We start from the raw sequence: 15,935 nt of genomic DNA on the forward strand, positions 1-15,935 counted from the left end.
TGTGGAGCGAGCGAGTGCGCTCGCGCGCACTCCTGAGGAGATGACTCGTGGGCCCACTGAAAGGTTGCACCCGAACCGAAAAATTGTTCAAGTCCGCACGGGCGCCACCGGCAGCAGCTCCGGCCGCTTCGCCGTCCGGCCGTCCCCGGAGGACCGGCCGAGCAGCCGCCGGCCCAGCCACGGGCCGAGGAACCCGGCCGCCCAGCGCAGCTCACCGGGTGCGGCGCGCAGCCCGGTGGGGAAGGGGACGGCGGGCGGCGGCAGCGGACGGGTCCACGCGTCGCCGCTGCCCGGCAGTCCCAGCGCCTCGGCGACGGCCGCCGCGATCCGCGCGTGGCCGATCGGGCCGGCGTGCAGCCGGTCCCGGCTCCACAGCCGCGGATCCGTCACGACCGGGTGGTCCGCGGTCTCCGCGACCGCCACGCCGTGCCGCCCGGCCGCCGCCCGGATCCGCGTGTTCAGCGCCGCGACGCGGGAGCCGAGCGGGCGGGCGAGGGCCGAGATGTACGCCGGGTCGGGGAAGGTCACGGTGGCCACCCGGGCGCCCTGCCCGGTCAGCGCCGCGAACATCGCCTCCAGGTGGCCTGCGGTCTCGTCCGCGTCGAACCGCGGCCGCAGCATGTCGTTGACCCCCGCCACCACGGTGGCCAGATCCGGGCGCAGCGCCACCGCGGGCGCCAGCTGCCCGCTGCGGACCTCCCCGGCGAGGCGGCCCCGTACGGCCAGGTTGGCGTACGCCAGAGCGGGCTGCTGCCGGGCCAGCTCCTCCGCGAGCCGGTCGGCCCAGCCGCGCGGGCGGCCGGTGCCGTCCTCGTCGCCGAGCCCTTCGGTCTGGCTGTCGCCGAGGGCCACGTAGCGCAGGAAGCGCGGTTCAGGGGCGGACACGGGCGGCCTCCCGGGCCTTGAGGATGCCGATCGTGCGGAGGCACCAGTCGTGGTTGCCGCGCTCGAAGGCGAGTCCGCGCAGGCAGGTCAGGTACGGGCCGATGCGCGTGCCGTGCCGCAGGAAGTCGTCCTCCTCGGCCGCCCCGCGCATGGTCCGCAGCAGGTTCTCGAACAGGTCGGCCTTGGCCCGGGCGATCTCGGCCCGCTCGGCCAGCTGCCCGATGAGCACCGCGCTGTCGATGTGGTCGGCCGCCTGCACCTTGACGGCCAGGTCGTCGCGCAGGAACGAGGGTTTGGTGGCGGCCGCGGCGAACGCGTCGAGCTCGGCCAGTCCGGCGTCCGTGACGGTGAACAGGCGCTTGTTCGGGCGGGTGTCCTGCACCACCTCCCGGCCCGCGATCAGTCCGTCGCGCTCCAGCCGGGCGAGTTCCGCGTACAGCTGCTGGGGCAGCGCGTGCCAGAAGTTCGCGACGCCCACGCTGAACGCCTTGGCCAGCTGGTACCCGCTGAGTTCCTCGTCGAGCAGTGCCGCCAGGACGGCGTGCCGCAAGGCCATCGGACCCTCTCCTCCCGCCGCCCCGCATCCCGGGAGGTTCCGGGGGCCTCTTGTCGGGGCCGGCCCTGCTGAGCATACTCAACAATCTGACTAGTCACATTGTTGAGTGTCCGTTCTGGGGAGGACCCGTGTCCGCATCCGCCGCACAGCGCTTCCGCACCGCCGTCGAGAAGCGCGACCTCGCCGCGCTCGACGACCTGTTCACCGAGGACGTCCGCCTGTACAGCCCCGTGAAGTTCACCCCGTTCGAAGGCCGCCCCATGGTGCTCGGCCTCTTCGGCGTCCTGCTGCGCACCTTCGAGGACTTCCGCTACGTCGGGGGCTACGAGGGCACCGCGGAGACCGGCGCCGACGGCACCGAGGCCCCGTCCGAGGTCCTGCTCTTCCGGGCGACCGCCGGCGGCCGGGAGATCCACGGCATCGACCTGCTGCACTTCGCGGAGGACGGCCGGATCAAGGAGTTCACGGTCATGGTGCGCCCGAAGTCCGCGGTCCACGCCCTCGGGGAGGCGGTCCTCGCCGGCCTCGTCGAGGACGGCCTCGCGCCCGCGGCCGGCTGACCGTACGGGTGCGGTGCCGCGGTCGGGCATCATCGAGGGATGTCAGATCGCATCATCGCCGCCTGCGACGGGGCGGCCAAGGGAAACCCCGGCCCCGCCGGCTGGGCCTGGGTCATCGCCGACACCGACGGCCGCCCCGAGCGCTGGGAGGCCGGACCGCTGGGCCGCGCCACCAACAACGTCGGTGAACTCACCGCCCTCCAGCGGCTCCTGGAGGCCGTCGAGCCGGGCACGGCCCTCCAGGTGCGGATGGACTCGCAGTACGCCATGAAGGCCGTCACCCAGTGGCTGCCCAACTGGAAGCGCAACGGCTGGAAGACGGCCGGCGGCAAGCCCGTCGCCAACCGCGAGCTCGTCGAGAGCATCGACGCCCTGCTGGCCGACCGCGACGTCGAGTTCCGCTACGTCCCCGCCCACCGCGAGGACGGCGACCACCTCAACGCGATCGCCGACCAGGCCGCCAGCGACGCCGCCGTCAGCCAGGAACCGGCCGGCACCGCCCTGGGCACCGCCACCCTGCCGGTCCCCGCACCGGAACACAGCGCGCCGGCCCGCCGCAAGCCGGCCGCGGCTCCCGCCCGCAAGACCTCCACCGGATCCGGCGGCACCGCGCGCACCCTCAAGGCGAAGTTCAAGGGCACCTGCCCGTGCGGCCGCCAGTACGCCGCCGGCGAGCAGATCGCCAAGGTCGGCACCCGGTGGGGCCACCCCGACTGCCGCACCGCCGCCGCCGGCTGAGACGCGTCCGCCGAGGCGGCCGCGCGGCTGCTCGGGCGGCGGTCAGGCCGAAGCGCGGGGCACCAGGACCGTCGGGGTGACCACCGGCGCCGGCGGCCGGCCCGGCCGGGCGCCCGCCGGCGCCAGCCGGTCCAGCAGCAGCCGGGCCATCGTCCGGCCCATGCCCTCGATGTCCTGGCGTACGGTCGTCAGCGGCGGGTCGGCGGTCCGCGCCACCTCGGCGTCGTCGAAGCCGACCAGTGCCACGTCCGCGGGGACGGACCGGCCGCGCTCGCGCAGCACCCGCAGTGCACCCGTGGCCATCAGGTCGTTCGCCGCGAACACCGCGTCCAGCCCCGGCCGCCGCTCCAGCAGGGCGGCCATCGCCCGGGCCCCGCCCGACGGGGTGAAATCGCCCTCCGCGACCAGCCCCGGATCGCCGTCCGGCAGCACGTCCCGGTAGCCCCCGAGCCGGTCGGCCGCCGAGGTCTGGTCGAGCGGACCCGAGATGTGCGCGACCGACCGCCGGCCACGCGCCAGCAGGTACCGGACGGCGTCCCGGGCCCCACCCCGGTTGTCCGCGTCCACGTAGGTGACGCCCCCGTCCGCCGGTCCGGTGGACGTCCACCCCGGACGTCCGCCGAACACGGTCGGCAGCCCGGCCGCCCGGGTGATCCCCGGCAGCGGATCGTCCGCGTGCAGGGAGAAGGCCAGCGCGCCGTCCACATGGCCCCCGGCCAGATAACGCCCGATCCGCGGGTAGTCCTCCCGGCCCTCGACCAGCATCAGCACCAACTGGGTGTCGTGCGCCGTGAGTTCCCGGCTGATGCCGCGTATCTGACGGGAGAAGAACGGGTCCGCGAAGATCCGCGCCTCCGGCTCCGCGACGACCACCGCGACCGCCCCGGTGCGCCGCGTGACCAGGGTCCGGGCCGCCGGGTTCGGAACGTACCCGAGGTCGCGGATGGCCGTACGGACCTTCTCGGCCAGCGGCGCCCGGACCCCGTCGCCGCCGTTGACCACGCGGGAGACGGTGGCCCGCGACACCCCGGCCCGGGCCGCCACGGCCTCCAGGGTCGGACGGTCACCGGCGAGCGGATCGGGCACGGGCGCTCCTCCCTGCGGGCCGGCCGGCGGCCTGATCGCCACCGGACAGCAGGGTAGTGCGCGGAGCCGGGCCGCCGGGAGCGAATCCGCGGCGGCCCGGGCCCGGGTGCGCATCAGCGCCCGAACGACACCCAGTTGACGTTCACGTAGTCGGCCGGCTGACCGCTGGTGAAGGTCACGTACACGTCGTGCGTGCCGGTGACCGCGGAGATGTTCGCCGGCACCGTCCGCCAGTTCTGCCAGCCGCCGGTGTTCGCCACCGAGAAGCTGCCCACCGGCGCCGCGCCGCGACTGTCCAGCCGCACCTCGACCAGCCCGCTGACCCCGCCGGCCGCCCCGCTCGCCACCCGGCCGAGGAACTGCCGGGCCGCGGCGCCGGAGCCGAAGTCCACGCCCTTGAACAGCACCCAGTCGCCGTTGCCGACCGCCGCGATGTTCTGGCCGCCGCCGCTGTCCGCGGTGGTCTCCTTCACCGTCCCCGCCTGCGCGTCGTACGACTCGGCCTGGATGGCGGCGTACGCGTCCCGGCTGCCGGCCGGCGGTGTGGTGGGCGGGGTGGCCGGGGGAGTGGTCGGCGGGGTGGTGGACCCGCCCTCGGTGCGCAGCACGGCGACGTGGTCCACGACCATCGGGTGGCCCGGCTCGGTACCGGCGTCCGGCCCGCCGCCGAACGCGTCGGGGAAGCCGCCGCCCATGGCCACGTTCAGGATCAGGAAGTAGCCGTGCCGGGTGGCGTTCGCCCACGTCGTCGCGTCGACCTGGTCGGCCCGCACGGTGTGGAAGACCGTCCCGTCGACGGAGAACCGCATCTGCTCCACCGCGGTCGACCGGTCCCACTCCACGGCGTACGTGTGGAAGCCCGCCTGGCAGGTCCCGCCCGGGCAGGTCCGCTGCCCGCCGATGCCGGAGGTCTCGTTGCACGGGCCGCCCGGGGAGGTGCCGCAGTGCATCGTCGCCCACACCGTGTTCAGACCCTGAACGTTCTCCATGATGTCCAGCTCGCCGATGCCCGGCCAGTTCCACCAGTTGCCCCGGTACGGGGTGCCGAGCATCCAGAACGCCGGCCAGTACCCCTTCGCCGCCGGACCGGTGACGTTCGGCATCTGGATGCGGGCCTCGGCGCGCAGCGCCCCGCCCGCCGGGGGTTCGAAATCGCCGCGGCGGGTCTCGATGCGCCCCGAGGTCCAGTTCCCGGCCGCGTCCCGCCGCGGAGTGATGCGCAGGTGTCCGGCGCCGTCGAGGGAGACGTTCGCGGTGCTCGACGTCATGGTCTCGATCTCGCCGGTGCCGAAGCGGTCGGGGCCGCCGGGGTAGCTGGTGCCCGTGGTGTACTGCCACAGCCCGGTGTTCACTCCGGTGCCGGCCGGCCCGTCGAAGTCGTCGCGGAACACCTCGGTCCAGACCGCGGCCGACGGGGCCACGGCCTGCGCGGACACCGTGCCGAAGGCCGCCGCGGCGGCAGCGGCGACGGTCACGGCCGCGGTGGCGAGCGCGGCGAGCAGGGTGCGCCGGGCCGGTGCCCGGGTGCTGCCTGGGGTCTGACGCATGAGTCACCTCTCTGAGGCGCCGCGAGGCGCGGTCCGGGGGCGCACGAGCGCGGTCACCGTTCTGAGAGCGCTCTCAAGCGCGCCGCTGGACACTGTCCTCCGCGGGGTGCCGGGCGTCAAGAGTTGGAGACGTCAACTGCACTGCTGTGCAAGCGAGTTCATTTCATGGCGCCAGTGCGCCCCGGGACCCGCGGCGGTGCGGGGTCCCGGGGCGCGGGTTCGGCGTGGGTTCCGGCGTGGGAAGGACCGGCCGGTCAGGGCGCCAGGCGGCGGCAGAGCAGGGCGTCCGGCAGGCCGCGCGAGCCGACCCGGGTGGTGAAGGCCACCCCGGCCGCGTACTCGTCCGTGCCGCACTGCCCCTTGTAGTGCCCGTACGCGAAGTCCGCCCCGGGCGATCCGGCCGGCCGGTTGTCGCCGCGGTCGAACCACACCGTGCGGCCCGCCGTGCCCAGCTGCTCACGGGCCGGTACGCACAGCGCGGCGGAGGTCCGGTCCCCGCGCCGGCTGTAGCCGATCAGGAACTGCTGCGGCGGGCACTGGAGTTTGGTGTACCCGCCGGCCCAGTCGCCGCCGGCCGGGACGTACCGCTCGTCCCACACCACGGTCTGCGTGTTCCCGGCGGCCCGCAGGTCGCCGAGGGCGGGCGCGTCGGTGCACAGGCCCCGGCCGCCGGAGTGGCTCAGGCCCACGAGCCGCTGCCCGTCGGGGCACACCGCCTTGCGCGCACCGCTGTCCCAGTCGCCCTGGGCGCGGGTGCGCAGCGACTGCACGTGGTCGCGGTGGTCGGTGGTCAGCAGGTCCCAGGACGCGGCCTTGGCCACCGGGCCGGTACGGCCGGCCGTCGTGACGAGGGCGGTCCAGGGCGCGGCCCGCCAGTCCCCTCCGTCCAGGACGCCGCTGCGGGCGCCGGAGGTGTCGTAGCGGAGCAGGGCCCAGCTGTCGTGCCCGGCCCAGCCGACGAGCGGCCAGTACGCGAAGTCCGCGTCGGCGGTGGTCAGGTACGCGGTGAAGCGGGTGAACCAGGAGCGCGGGGCGGTGTTCTGCTCGTCGGATCCGATCCCGAACTCGCTGATCCAGACGGGTGCGCCGAAGTGCGACCCGGTCTCGGCGGACACGAAGAACGCCTGGTCGTACAGGACGCGCTCCAGCTCCGCCGGGGTCAGGTCCTGGTAGCGGGGGTCGTGGGTCTCGCCCATGCCGGTGGCGCCGCTGTGGTTCGGGCCCGTGTAGCCGTAGAAGTGGGCGGAGTAGACGAGCTTGCCCGAGACGGCCAGGGTGTGGGACAGGGTCCGCGCGGGGGTCAGGGTCGGCCGGCCGTGCGGGAAGCCGTCCACCGGGATGCCGGTCCAGTTGATGCCCTCGATGACGACGAGCAGGTCCGGGTTGGCCTCGGTGAGGATCCGGTCGGCGGCCTCCTGGGCGGCCGCGTACCAGTCGTGGTCGTCGCCCAGGCCCCAGTTGGGGTCGTCGAGGACGGTACGGCGGACCTCGTTGTAGAGGTCGGCGCCGGCCACCCTCGGGTTGTCCCGGTAGCGGCGGGCCATGAACACCCAGTCGTCCGCCCAGGCCCGGGTGGTCTGGCCGGTGTTCCAGCGCTCGTTGCCGTCCAGGGCGCAGCACCAACGGGTGGTGATGGTGTGGTTGTTGAGGATCACGGCGAAGCCGTCGGCCGTCAGGGCGGCGACGACCGCGTCGAAGACCTGGAGCGGGGTCTTCCCGCGCAGGGCCGGGTTGGCGGCCACCGCGGCGTCGGGCACCGGGCGGGTGGTGCGGAGCATCTCGTTCGAGAACGGCAGCCGGATGCTGTTGAGGCCGAGCCGGTGCAGATCGGCGATGATCGCCGGCATCGGGGCGCGGTCGAGGCCGAGCGGGATGCCGTGGGCGTTCTGCCCGGCGTGGTGCGAGGCCGCGTCGCCGATGTCCCCGGAGCCGGACCAGGACCCCTGGGCCCCGTCCCAGTTCCCGGACCGCAACCGGAACCGGTTGCCCTGCGCGTCCACGACGTAGCGGCCACGGGTGGACAGGGGCGGCGCCCAGGAGGCGGCGAGGGCCTGGCCGGGTGCGGCGCCGGGTGCGTCCACCGGTGCGGCGGCGGGAGCGGGCCGGGACGCCGCGGGTGATGCGAGGGCCGGCGCGGGTGCGGTGGCACAGGCGGCGGCGAGCAGTGCGGCCACGGCGGCCAGACGGCGCGCCGCAGTCACGGGAGATATCACGGAACCTGCCTCGGTGAGGGGGCCGGAGGACGGGGACGGCCCGGGCTTCGGTGACGAGCCCGCCCAAGTTACCGACGAGTCGCCTCCACCACTACCCACTCGGAGCCCCGAAGTCCATCCTCGTCGGCGTTCGAGGACCGGGGGCGCCGGGGCGGAGCCCCTTCCAAGGGGGCCCGCCCGGCTGGCCGACCCGCCGGGGCAACTCCAGCCCGTCCGGCGTTTGGGGACCGGGGTCCGGGGCGGACCCCCGAAAACAAGCCCCGCCGGCGATTGAGGCGCGGGGTGGGGCGGAGCCCCGCAAAGGGAGGCGCCGCGCGGTCAGGGGCTGGTCTGAAGCAATGAATCGGTGCTTCAATTCTTCCGTGCCCTACCGCCGCCCCCCTTCCGTACAGGCCCGCCTGGACGCCCGCAAGGACACCGTGCTCGACGCCGCCGTCCGCCTGCTCTCCCGCGAGGGCTACGCCGGCTGCTCCGTCGCCGCCATCGCCGCCGAGGCGGGAATCTCCACCGGCAGCGTCTACCAGTGCTTCTCCGGCAAGTCCGAACTGGCCGCCGCCCTCTTCCGCACCCTCGTCGCCCGCGAACTGGAAGCCGTCGCCGCCGCCACCGAAGCCGCCGCCGCCACCGAGGCCGCCGGCGACGGCGCCGGCGCCGGACCGGCCGCGGACAGCGCTCCGGCACCCGGCGCCGCCACCCGCGTCGCCGCCGCCACCCACGTGTTCGCCGCCCGCGCCCTCCAGGCCCCCCGCCGCGCCTTCGCCCTGCTCGCCGAGCCCGCCGACCCCGCCGTCGACACCGAACGGCTCGTCTTCCGCCGGGCGTTCCGCGACCTGTACGCCCGTCAGATCGCCGCGGGCGTGGCCTCCGGTGAACTCCCCGACCAGTCGCCCGACCTGACCGCCGCCGCCCTCGTCGGCGCGATCGCCGAAGCGCTCGTCGGCCCGCTCGCCGACGGCGACGCCGACCCCGCCGAGGTCATCCCCGGCCTGATCACCTTCACCCTGCGTGCCCTTGGAGGACACGATGCCGCAGACGCATGAGGTCACCAACCAGGTGCCCCCGCACCACGGCCACGACGTCGCCGCCGACCCCGCCCTGCTGGCCGCCGTCGCCCGCGAGGGCGCCGACTGGGCCCTGCCCGAGCTGCACGCACTCGGCGTCCTCGCCGGCACCGGGGAAGCCGCCGACTGGGGCCGCCTCGCCAACGAGAACCCGCCCGTCCTGCACACCCACGACCGGTACGGCCACCGCATCGACGAGGTCGAGTTCCACCCGTACTGGCACCGCCTCATGGACACCGCCGTCTCCCACGGCCTGCACGCCGCCCCGTGGGCCGAGGACCGCCCCGGCGCGCACGTCGCCCGCGCCGCCAAGTTCGTCGTCTGGGGACAGGTCGAGGCCGGCCACTCCTGCCCCGTCTCCATGACGTACGCCGCCGTCCCGGCGCTGCGCACCACCCCCGCCCTCGCCGACTGGCTGGAGCCGCTGCTCGCCTCCCGCACGTACGACTTCGGCCTGCGCGCCCCCGCAGGCAAGCGCGGCCTCATCGCCGGAATGTCGATGACCGAGAAGCAGGGCGGCTCCGACGTCCGCGCCAACACCACCACCGCCGTCCCCGCGGGCGACGGCACGTACCGGCTGACCGGCCACAAGTGGTTCACGTCCGCCCCCATGTCGGACGTCTTCCTCACCCTCGCGCAGGCGCCCGGCGGCCTGTCCTGCTTCCTGCTGCCGCGGGTCCTGCCCGACGGCACCCGCAACCGCCTGCACCTCCAGCGCCTCAAGGACAAGCTCGGCAACCACTCCAACGCCTCCGCGGAGATCGAGTACGAGGACGCCTTCGGCTGGCTGGTGGGCGAGGAGGGGCGCGGCGTTTCCACCATCATCGAGATGGTCAACATGACCCGCCTCGACTGCGTCCTCGGCGGCGCCTCCGCCCTGCGCCTCGGGGCCGTCCGCGCGCTGCACCACGCCACCCACCGACGGGCCTTCGGCAAGGCGCTCGTGGACCAGCCGCTCATGCGGAACGTCCTCGCCGACCTCGTCCTCGAATCCGAGGCCGCCACCACCGTGGCCCTGCGCCTCGCGGGCGCCACCGACCGCGTCGCCCGCGGCGACGGGGACGAAGCGCTGCTGCGCCGCCTGGGCCTGGCCGTCACCAAGTACTGGGTGTGCAAGCGCGTCCCCGGCCACGCCGCCGAAGCCCTCGAATGCCTGGGCGGCAACGGCTACATCGAGGACTCCGGCATGCCCCGCCTCTACCGCGAGGCCCCGCTGTCCTCCATCTGGGAGGGCTCGGGCAACGTCGCCGCCCTCGACGCGCTGCGCGCCATGGTCCGGCAGCCCGAGACCGTCGAGGCCTTCTTCGCCGAAGCGGGCCGGGCGGCCGGCACCGACCGGTACCTCGACGAGGCCGTCGCCGGACTGCAGAAGCAGCTCGCCGACCCCGCCGAAGCCGAGTACCGGGCCCGCCGGATCGCCGAGACCATGGCCCTCGTCCTCCAGGGCGCACTGCTCCAGCAGCACGCCCCCGCCGCCGTCGCCGACGCCTTCTGCGCCTCCCGCCTCGGCGCCGGGCACGGCCACGCGTACGGCACCCTGCCCACGGGCATCGACACGGAGGCCATCCTCGACCGCGCCCGCACACAGCCCGCCTGACCCTCCCCCCCCGTCACTGCACCCGCGCCCTCTGGCCGTACCCTTGCCGTGCATCGGAAAGGACCATGTGATGAGTCAGAAGGCACGGAAGCTCTTCGACGCGCTCGACCTGAACCACGACGGCAGCCTCACCCGCGCCGAGGTGATCTCCGCGCTGCGCAGCAAGGGGCCCACCCTCGCGGCCCAGGGGGACCTGCCGTTCTGGGGGCTCGGTGACGCCGATGCGTCCTCGGCGCTGTTCGACGCCGCGAACGCCGACGGCGACGCGGTGCTGACCTTCGAGGAGTTCGAGCGCGAGGTGGACCGCCGCTTCGGCTGGTGACGCCACCCGCCCCACCGGCACCGCGCAGGCGGAGGCGGACCCCACGGTCCGCCTCCGCCTCTGCCTCCGCCTCGGCCGCACCGCCGCCGACGGCGCGGCTCAGCGCGCGGTGAACCCGCCGTCGACCGCGAGCGCCGCACCCGTCACGAACGAGGACTCGTCGCTCAGCAGGAACGCCACCAGCGGGGCGATCTCCTCCGGCTGCGCGATGCGGTTCACCGGGTGCAGCCCGGCGATCTGCGCCGCCGCCTCCTCACTGGTGATCATGGTGCCGCGGGACAGCGGAGTGTCGACGCCGCCCGTGGTGATGGCGTTCACCCGCACCCCCCGCTCCGCGACCTCCAGGGCGGCCGCCCTGGTCAGCCCCACCACCGCGTGCTTGGCGGCCACGTACGGCGCCACCCCGGCGAAGCCGACCACGCCCAGGTTGGACGCGTTGTTCACGATCGAGCCGCGGGTCCGGAGCACCTCCGGCAGCTGGTGCTTGAGGCAGTGGAAGACGCTCGTCGCGTTCTGTGCGATCTCGGCCTCCCAGTCCGCGGTGTCGATGCCGGTCAGCGGGCCGCCGGCGTTGATCCCGCCGGCGTTGTTGAACGCCCCGTCCAGCCGCCCGTACGCGGACACGGCGGCCGCCACCAGCTCCGCCGCCCCGGCCTCCACGGTCACGTCGGCGGCCACGAACAGTGCCCGGCCGCCCCCGGCGCGCAGGCTCTCGGCGGCGGCCTCGCCGACGTCCTTGCGGCGGGCGCCCAGGACGACGGCGGCGCCCTCCGCGACCAGCCGCCGGGCCACCGCCAGTCCGATGCCGGAGGTGCCGCCGGTGATCACGAACACCTTCGATTCCAGCCGTGCGGACATGCGTGCAGACATGCTCGTTCCTCTTCGTCACAGGATGCGGAAGATCCGCGGGACACGGTGACGCGCGCCCGGCCGGGAGTGGCGATCACGGGACTCAGCCTGCGGGATCCGCGGGGCCGGGGCTGGCGGGAATGCGACATCGCGTTTCCGGGCCCGGCACTCCGGGAGGAGGATGGGAAGTGGGCCGTGCGTACCCGCGCACGGCCCGGATCCCCGCGCAGCGGCGCGGGGCGCAGGAGGCGTCGGGGGCGTGAGAGAAGGAGGCCGCGATGCTGGCGGCGAGCAGGGCCTTCAGCGGCTTCTCGGTCGACGACCTGGAAGCGGCGAAGACGTTCTACGGCGACACCCTCGGCCTGTCGGTGTCCGACGACCGGGGCATGCTGTTCCTCCGGCTGGAGGGAGGCGGCACGGTCCTGATGTACCCCAAGGACAACCACGAGCCGGCCACGTTCACCGTGCTGAACTTCCCGGTGGCCGACATAGACGAAGCCGTGGACGCCCTGGTGGCCCAGGGGGTGGCCATCGAGCGTTACGAGGGCTTCGAGCACGATGCGAAGGGCGTCGTCCGCGGCGGCGGTCCGGAGCCCGCCATCGCGTGGTTCAAGGACCCGGCGGGCAACGTCCTCTCGGTCATCCAGGAGGCGTGACCGGCGGATCCGGCCGATCCGGCGGGGACCACGGACCCACGGCGGCGCCCCGTACAGCGCCGCGGGCCCCGTGGCCTCAGCGGATCAGGAAGTCCGCTTGATGGTCCAGGTGTTGGGGTTGAAGTTCGGGACCGAGAAGTAGCGGCAGCCGTCCGAGTAGTACGAGCTGACGATCGTCCAGCCCGCCGGCGGGTACGTGGAGCCGCAGGCGTTCAGCTGGGTGCCGACCGGCAGTCCGGTGAGGTTCTTCATCTGCTTGGCGTTGGGGGAGAGGGTCGGGCCGCAGAGGCCGGTGCTCCACCAGTTGACGTCGACCCAGCCGGCCGGCGTGTAGACGTTGGCGCAGACGTTCTGGGTCTCGCCGGCCGCGGACGCGGGGGCGGAGCCGAGCGCGAGGGCGGTGACGGCCGCCGCCGCGACGGCGGCGATACGGGTGCGGATCACGTGAATTCCCTTTCGGACAGGCCGGTGTACCCGCCGGACCGGCGGGGCGTACCGGGTGATGGGTCATTACTATCCGCCGATGATCGCTGCGGACAGTCAGGTTTTGGGCAGAGCGCGGCGGCGATTTGTGGCCGCACCGTGAAGGTTTCGCGACGACTTCGGCAAGTCTGCTGACCTGTCAATCTGCTTGTGTGAAAGGCGGGTTGAAGCTCGCCCGGTTGGTCGATCCGGTAAGCGGTTCATCCGGCAGCCGAGTGATCGTCAACGCGTCGGGAGCGCCGCCGGCCGGCAGCCGGGCCTTAACTGGAGCCGACCCCTTCCGGCCGGCCGCCGAGCCGCACGGTCCAGGCGGCCGGCCCCGTCGTCTTCCCCTGTGGAGGAACCCACTTGTCTGCATCCCGCTGCACGTCCGCTGCCCTCGTGGTCGCTGCGGTCACCGCGGCCTGCCTGGTCCCGACGGCGCCGGCCCTGGCCGACTCCTCCGGCATCCGGTTCTCGCAGCCGTACGTCCCCTCGATCGCTCCCGGGAAGACCGGCCGTGTCGTCATCGTGGCCGACAACGGGGCCGAACCGGCCTTCAGCCGTACGTTCCGGATCACCGCGCCCGACCAGACGACCTTCCCGGAGGCGCGGTTCTACTGGAACGGCGACCGCGCCGGGGTCCCGTGCGTACGGTCCTCCGACGCACGGCAGTTGACCTGCGAAGCCGGTACCCGTGCCGGCTTCGCCTTCCCGGCCGAGAACCGGGTCCGGCTGGGCGTGGCCGTCACAGTCGCGAAGAGCGCCGCCGAGGGCACCACGCTCGACGGTGGCGAGTGGGCCACGGGTGCGGACCACCCGGCCCTGTTCGCCGTGGCCACGCCGGTGACCGGGCCCAAGGGCGACGACGGCGAGCCGGGCAAGCCCGGGAAGCCCGGCAAGGAGGGCAAGCCGGGGAAGGAAGGCAAGGAGGGCAAGCCCGGCCACCACGGCAAGCCCGGCCGCCCCGGCCCGAAGGGCGACAAGGGCGACCAGGGCGAGAAGGGCGACCAAGGCGAGCGCGGCCCGAAGGGCGACCGCGGCGATACCGGTCCCCAGGGACCCAAGGGCGACACGGGCCCGTCCGGTGGCCCGAAGGGCGACAAGGGCGACAAGGGCGACCGCGGTGAGAAGGGCGACCGCGGTGACCAGGGCAAGCAGGGACGCAAGGGCGACCAGGGCGACACGGGCCTGCGGGGTCCCCAGGGCGAGCGCGGCCCGAAGGGCGACACGGGCCCGGCCGGCGGCCCGAAGGGTGACAAGGGCGACAAGGGCGACCGCGGCGAGAAGGGCGACCGCGGGGAGAAGGGCGACCGCGGCGACAAGGGGCACATGGGCCCGAAGGGCGACAAGGGCTCGCAGGGCGAGAAGGGCGACCGCGGCTCCAAGGGCGAGAAGGGCGACCGGGGTCCGAAGGGCGACAAGGGCCACAAGGGCGACCGGGGCGAGAAGGGTGACAAGGGCCACCGTGGCCCCCAGGGCCCGAAGGGTCACACCGGCCCCCAGGGTCCCAAGGGGCCCAAGGGCCACACCGGTCCCCAGGGCCCGAAGGGCGCCCGCGGCGACACCGGTCCGCAGGGTCCCAAGGGCCCGCAGGGCAAGCCCGGCGACTGCAAGTGCGGCAAGGACCACAAGCCCGGCAAGCCGGCCAAGCCGGGCAAGCCCGGAAAGGACAAGCTCCAGGCCCGCATCGTCGCCAAGGGCCACGGCCTCGGCATCCGCCGGGTCCCCGGCGGTGACAAGCTCAACGGCACGCTCAAGACCGGCGCCGTCGTCGGCGTGATCTGCAAGGTCAACGGCGAAGACGTCAAGGGCAACCCGATCTGGTACAAGCTCGCCGACGGCAGCGGCTGGATCCCCGCCCGCTACGCCGAGAACCTGAACCACATCCCCGCCTGCTGACCCGGGCACACCAGCCGGGTGCACGGCCGGGCGCACTCCCCGCCCGGCCGTCCACCCCCGACAGCCGACCGCCGCCCCGGGGCGATTCCGGCCCGGCAGCCGACCATCGTCCTGGGGCGATTCCGGCCCGGCAGCCGACCGCCGTCCCGAGACGAATCCCAGCCCAGCGGCCGACCGCCACCCCGGGGCGAATTCCAGCCCGATGGCCGGCCCACCGCCCGGGGGCGAATCCAGCCCCGCCGGCGTTTGAGGCGCGGGGTCCGGGGCGGAGCCCCGAGTCGCCCCGCCGGCACCCGGCCCTTCCGCACCCCCCGGCCGGCCGGCCTCCCGTTGCGCCGCGGCCACTCCGCCCGCAGTACCGTTGAACGCCGGACCCGCAGCACCGCGGGCGACAGGAAACGGCGTCCGCGGAGCCACCCGGCATCCGCCCGCCGAGGCCGGTGACGGAGGCAGTGACCGTGGCAGACACCCGTACCGTCGGAGTGCTCGGGACCGGAATCATGGGGGCCGCGATGGCCCGCAACCTGGCCCGCGCCGGGCACACCGTACGCGCCTGGAACCGCACCCGCGCCAAGGCCGAACCCCTCGCCGCCGACGGCATCCACCTCGCCGGCACCCCCGCCGACGCCGTGCGCGACGCGGACGTCGTGCTCACCATGCTCCACGACGGCCCCGCCGCCCTCGACACCATGCGGCAGGCCGCACCCGGCCTGCGCCCCGGCGCCGCGTGGATGCAGTCGACCACCGCCGGCCTCGACGCCCTCCCGGACCTCGCCGGCTTCGCCGCCGCACACGCCCTGGACTTCTTCGACGCGCCCGTCCTCGGCACCCGGGAACCCGCCGAAGCCGGCCGGCTCGTCGTCATCGCCGCCGGCCCGGTCCCGGCCCGGGACACCGTCGCGCCGGTCTTCGACGCGGTGGCCGCCCGGACGGTGTGGACCGGCGAGGACGGTGCCGCCGGCAGTGCCACCCGCCTCAAGCTCGTCACCAACAGCTGGGTCCTCGCCGCCAACAACGCCACCGGCGAAGTCCTGGCCCTCGCCGCCGCGTTGGGCGTGGACCCCCGGGACTTCCTCGGCCTCGTCGCCGACGGCCCCCTCGACATGGGCTACCTCCGCACCAAGGCGGCACTCGTCCTGGAGGACCGGCTGACCCCGGCGAGCTTCACCGCGGCCACCGCCGCCAAGGACGCCGACCTCGTCCTCCGGGCCGCCGACCGCCACGGCATCCGCCTCGACGTGGCCGCCGCCGGCGCCGCCCGGCTGCGGCGCGCCATCGCCCAGGGACACGGCGAAGAGGACATGGCCGCCGCCTACTTCGCCAGCTTCGACACACCCCCCGAAGGCTGACCCCGGCCCGCCCCACCGCCGCCGCGCACGGGAAAATCCGTTCGCCCGCCCGGCGCCCCGCCGCCTACGCTGCGTTCCGACGACGTGTAGCTCAGCAGCAGAGCGCCGGGCTTCCTACCCGGAGGGCGCAGGGGCAGAACCTGCCACGTCGG

General features: G+C 74.5%; 15 protein-coding genes and 1 tRNA gene. 9 read left to right on the top strand and 7 right to left on the bottom strand.

Going from position 1 to position 15,935, the window contains the following annotated elements; translation table 11 throughout:
* Positions 1 to 87 precede the first annotated feature (87 nt).
* Positions 88 to 885 carry an SGNH/GDSL hydrolase family protein gene (locus LG634_RS13180; RefSeq protein ID WP_226733958.1) on the bottom strand — a complete coding sequence of 266 codons (798 nt, stop codon included), beginning with the start codon at positions 883 to 885 and terminating at the stop codon, positions 88 to 90.
* A complete protein-coding gene (locus LG634_RS13185) occupies positions 872 to 1,441 on the bottom strand; it encodes a PadR family transcriptional regulator (protein WP_226733959.1) in 570 nt (189 codons plus the stop codon). The genes LG634_RS13180 and LG634_RS13185 overlap by 14 nt, the downstream gene beginning before the upstream one ends.
* A 128-nt stretch (positions 1,442 to 1,569) precedes the next feature.
* Between LG634_RS13185 and LG634_RS13190 the strand changes: the two genes are divergently transcribed.
* Together LG634_RS13190 and LG634_RS13195 are read left to right on the top strand one after the other, a co-directional pair.
* A complete protein-coding gene (locus tag LG634_RS13190) occupies positions 1,570 to 2,001 on the top strand; it encodes a nuclear transport factor 2 family protein (RefSeq protein WP_226733960.1) in 432 nt (143 codons plus the stop codon).
* A gap of 39 nt (positions 2,002 to 2,040) precedes the next feature.
* Entirely contained in the window at positions 2,041 to 2,739 is a 699-nt protein-coding gene (locus LG634_RS13195) for a ribonuclease H family protein (RefSeq protein WP_226733961.1), read from the top strand.
* Between the two features lie 42 nt (positions 2,740 to 2,781).
* Here the strand turns inward: LG634_RS13195 and LG634_RS13200 are convergent, their stop codons facing one another.
* From LG634_RS13200 to LG634_RS13210, 3 genes are all read right to left on the bottom strand, one after another.
* On the bottom strand, positions 2,782 to 3,825 hold the full coding sequence (locus LG634_RS13200) for a LacI family DNA-binding transcriptional regulator (protein WP_226733962.1): 1,044 nt from the start codon (positions 3,823 to 3,825) through the stop codon (positions 2,782 to 2,784).
* Between the two features lie 113 nt (positions 3,826 to 3,938).
* The gene (locus LG634_RS13205; protein ID WP_226733963.1) at positions 3,939 to 5,372 is read right to left on the bottom strand and encodes a glycoside hydrolase family 16 protein; all 1,434 of its coding nucleotides are present in this window, start codon (positions 5,370 to 5,372) and stop codon (positions 3,939 to 3,941) included.
* Positions 5,373 to 5,626: 254 nt separating this feature from the next.
* The gene (locus tag LG634_RS13210) at positions 5,627 to 7,573 is read right to left on the bottom strand and encodes a glycoside hydrolase family 5 protein (protein WP_372482418.1); all 1,947 of its coding nucleotides are present in this window, start codon (positions 7,571 to 7,573) and stop codon (positions 5,627 to 5,629) included.
* A gap of 374 nt (positions 7,574 to 7,947) precedes the next feature.
* Here LG634_RS13210 and LG634_RS37830 point away from each other — a divergent pair, with 374 nt between their 5' ends.
* The 3 genes from LG634_RS37830 to LG634_RS13225 all read left to right on the top strand — a co-directional run bounded on the left by LG634_RS37830 (position 7,948) and on the right by LG634_RS13225 (position 10,565).
* Positions 7,948 to 8,625, top strand: coding sequence for a TetR/AcrR family transcriptional regulator (locus tag LG634_RS37830; protein ID WP_308072474.1), 678 nt, complete (start codon positions 7,948 to 7,950; stop codon positions 8,623 to 8,625).
* The gene (locus LG634_RS13220; protein WP_226733964.1) at positions 8,609 to 10,243 is read left to right on the top strand and encodes an isovaleryl-CoA dehydrogenase; all 1,635 of its coding nucleotides are present in this window, start codon (positions 8,609 to 8,611) and stop codon (positions 10,241 to 10,243) included. The genes LG634_RS37830 and LG634_RS13220 overlap by 17 nt, the downstream gene beginning before the upstream one ends.
* A 70-nt stretch (positions 10,244 to 10,313) precedes the next feature.
* Complete coding sequence (locus LG634_RS13225) at positions 10,314 to 10,565, top strand: EF-hand domain-containing protein (RefSeq protein ID WP_226733965.1); 252 nt, start codon at positions 10,314 to 10,316, stop codon at positions 10,563 to 10,565.
* Between the two features lie 99 nt (positions 10,566 to 10,664).
* Here LG634_RS13225 and LG634_RS13230 read toward each other — a convergent pair whose 3' ends face one another.
* Positions 10,665 to 11,435 (bottom strand): SDR family NAD(P)-dependent oxidoreductase, encoded by a 771-nt coding sequence (locus LG634_RS13230; protein ID WP_226733966.1) that lies wholly within the window; start codon positions 11,433 to 11,435, stop codon positions 10,665 to 10,667.
* Positions 11,436 to 11,692: 257 nt separating this feature from the next.
* Between LG634_RS13230 and LG634_RS13235 the strand changes: the two genes are divergently transcribed.
* Positions 11,693 to 12,070 carry a VOC family protein gene (locus LG634_RS13235; protein WP_226733967.1) on the top strand — a complete coding sequence of 126 codons (378 nt, stop codon included), beginning with the start codon at positions 11,693 to 11,695 and terminating at the stop codon, positions 12,068 to 12,070.
* 84 nt (positions 12,071 to 12,154) lie between these two features.
* Here LG634_RS13235 and LG634_RS13240 read toward each other — a convergent pair whose 3' ends face one another.
* Positions 12,155 to 12,514: a hypothetical protein gene (locus tag LG634_RS13240; protein ID WP_226733968.1), complete on the bottom strand. Its 360-nt coding sequence runs from the start codon at positions 12,512 to 12,514 to the stop codon at positions 12,155 to 12,157.
* Positions 12,515 to 12,901: 387 nt separating this feature from the next.
* Between LG634_RS13240 and LG634_RS37835 the strand changes: the two genes are divergently transcribed.
* The 3 genes from LG634_RS37835 to LG634_RS13255 all read left to right on the top strand — a co-directional run bounded on the left by LG634_RS37835 (position 12,902) and on the right by LG634_RS13255 (position 15,935).
* Positions 12,902 to 14,434 (top strand): collagen-like domain-containing protein, encoded by a 1,533-nt coding sequence (locus LG634_RS37835; protein ID WP_264203070.1) that lies wholly within the window; start codon positions 12,902 to 12,904, stop codon positions 14,432 to 14,434.
* A 458-nt stretch (positions 14,435 to 14,892) separates the two neighbouring features.
* On the top strand, positions 14,893 to 15,783 hold the full coding sequence (locus LG634_RS13250) for an NAD(P)-dependent oxidoreductase (protein ID WP_226733969.1): 891 nt from the start codon (positions 14,893 to 14,895) through the stop codon (positions 15,781 to 15,783).
* 80 nt (positions 15,784 to 15,863) lie between these two features.
* A tRNA-Gly gene (locus tag LG634_RS13255) sits at positions 15,864 to 15,935 on the top strand.

This window comes from Streptomyces bambusae (assembly GCF_020532645.1).
Classification (GTDB): Bacteria; Actinomycetota; Actinomycetes; order Streptomycetales; family Streptomycetaceae; genus Streptomyces; species Streptomyces bambusae.

Coding starts and splice junctions, on each gene's coding strand:
- LG634_RS13235 (WP_226733967.1), top strand. CDS start 11,693: ATGCTGGCGGCGAGCAGGGCCTTCAGCGGCTTCTCGGTCGACGACCTG.
- LG634_RS13195 (WP_226733961.1), top strand. CDS start 2,041: ATGTCAGATCGCATCATCGCCGCCTGCGACGGGGCGGCCAAGGGAAAC.
- LG634_RS13185 (WP_226733959.1), bottom strand. CDS start 1,441: ATGGCCTTGCGGCACGCCGTCCTGGCGGCACTGCTCGACGAGGAACTC.
- LG634_RS13230 (WP_226733966.1), bottom strand. CDS start 11,435: ATGTCTGCACGCATGTCCGCACGGCTGGAATCGAAGGTGTTCGTGATC.
- LG634_RS13205 (WP_226733963.1), bottom strand. CDS start 5,372: ATGCGTCAGACCCCAGGCAGCACCCGGGCACCGGCCCGGCGCACCCTG.
- LG634_RS13220 (WP_226733964.1), top strand. CDS start 8,609: ATGCCGCAGACGCATGAGGTCACCAACCAGGTGCCCCCGCACCACGGC.
- LG634_RS13225 (WP_226733965.1), top strand. CDS start 10,314: ATGAGTCAGAAGGCACGGAAGCTCTTCGACGCGCTCGACCTGAACCAC.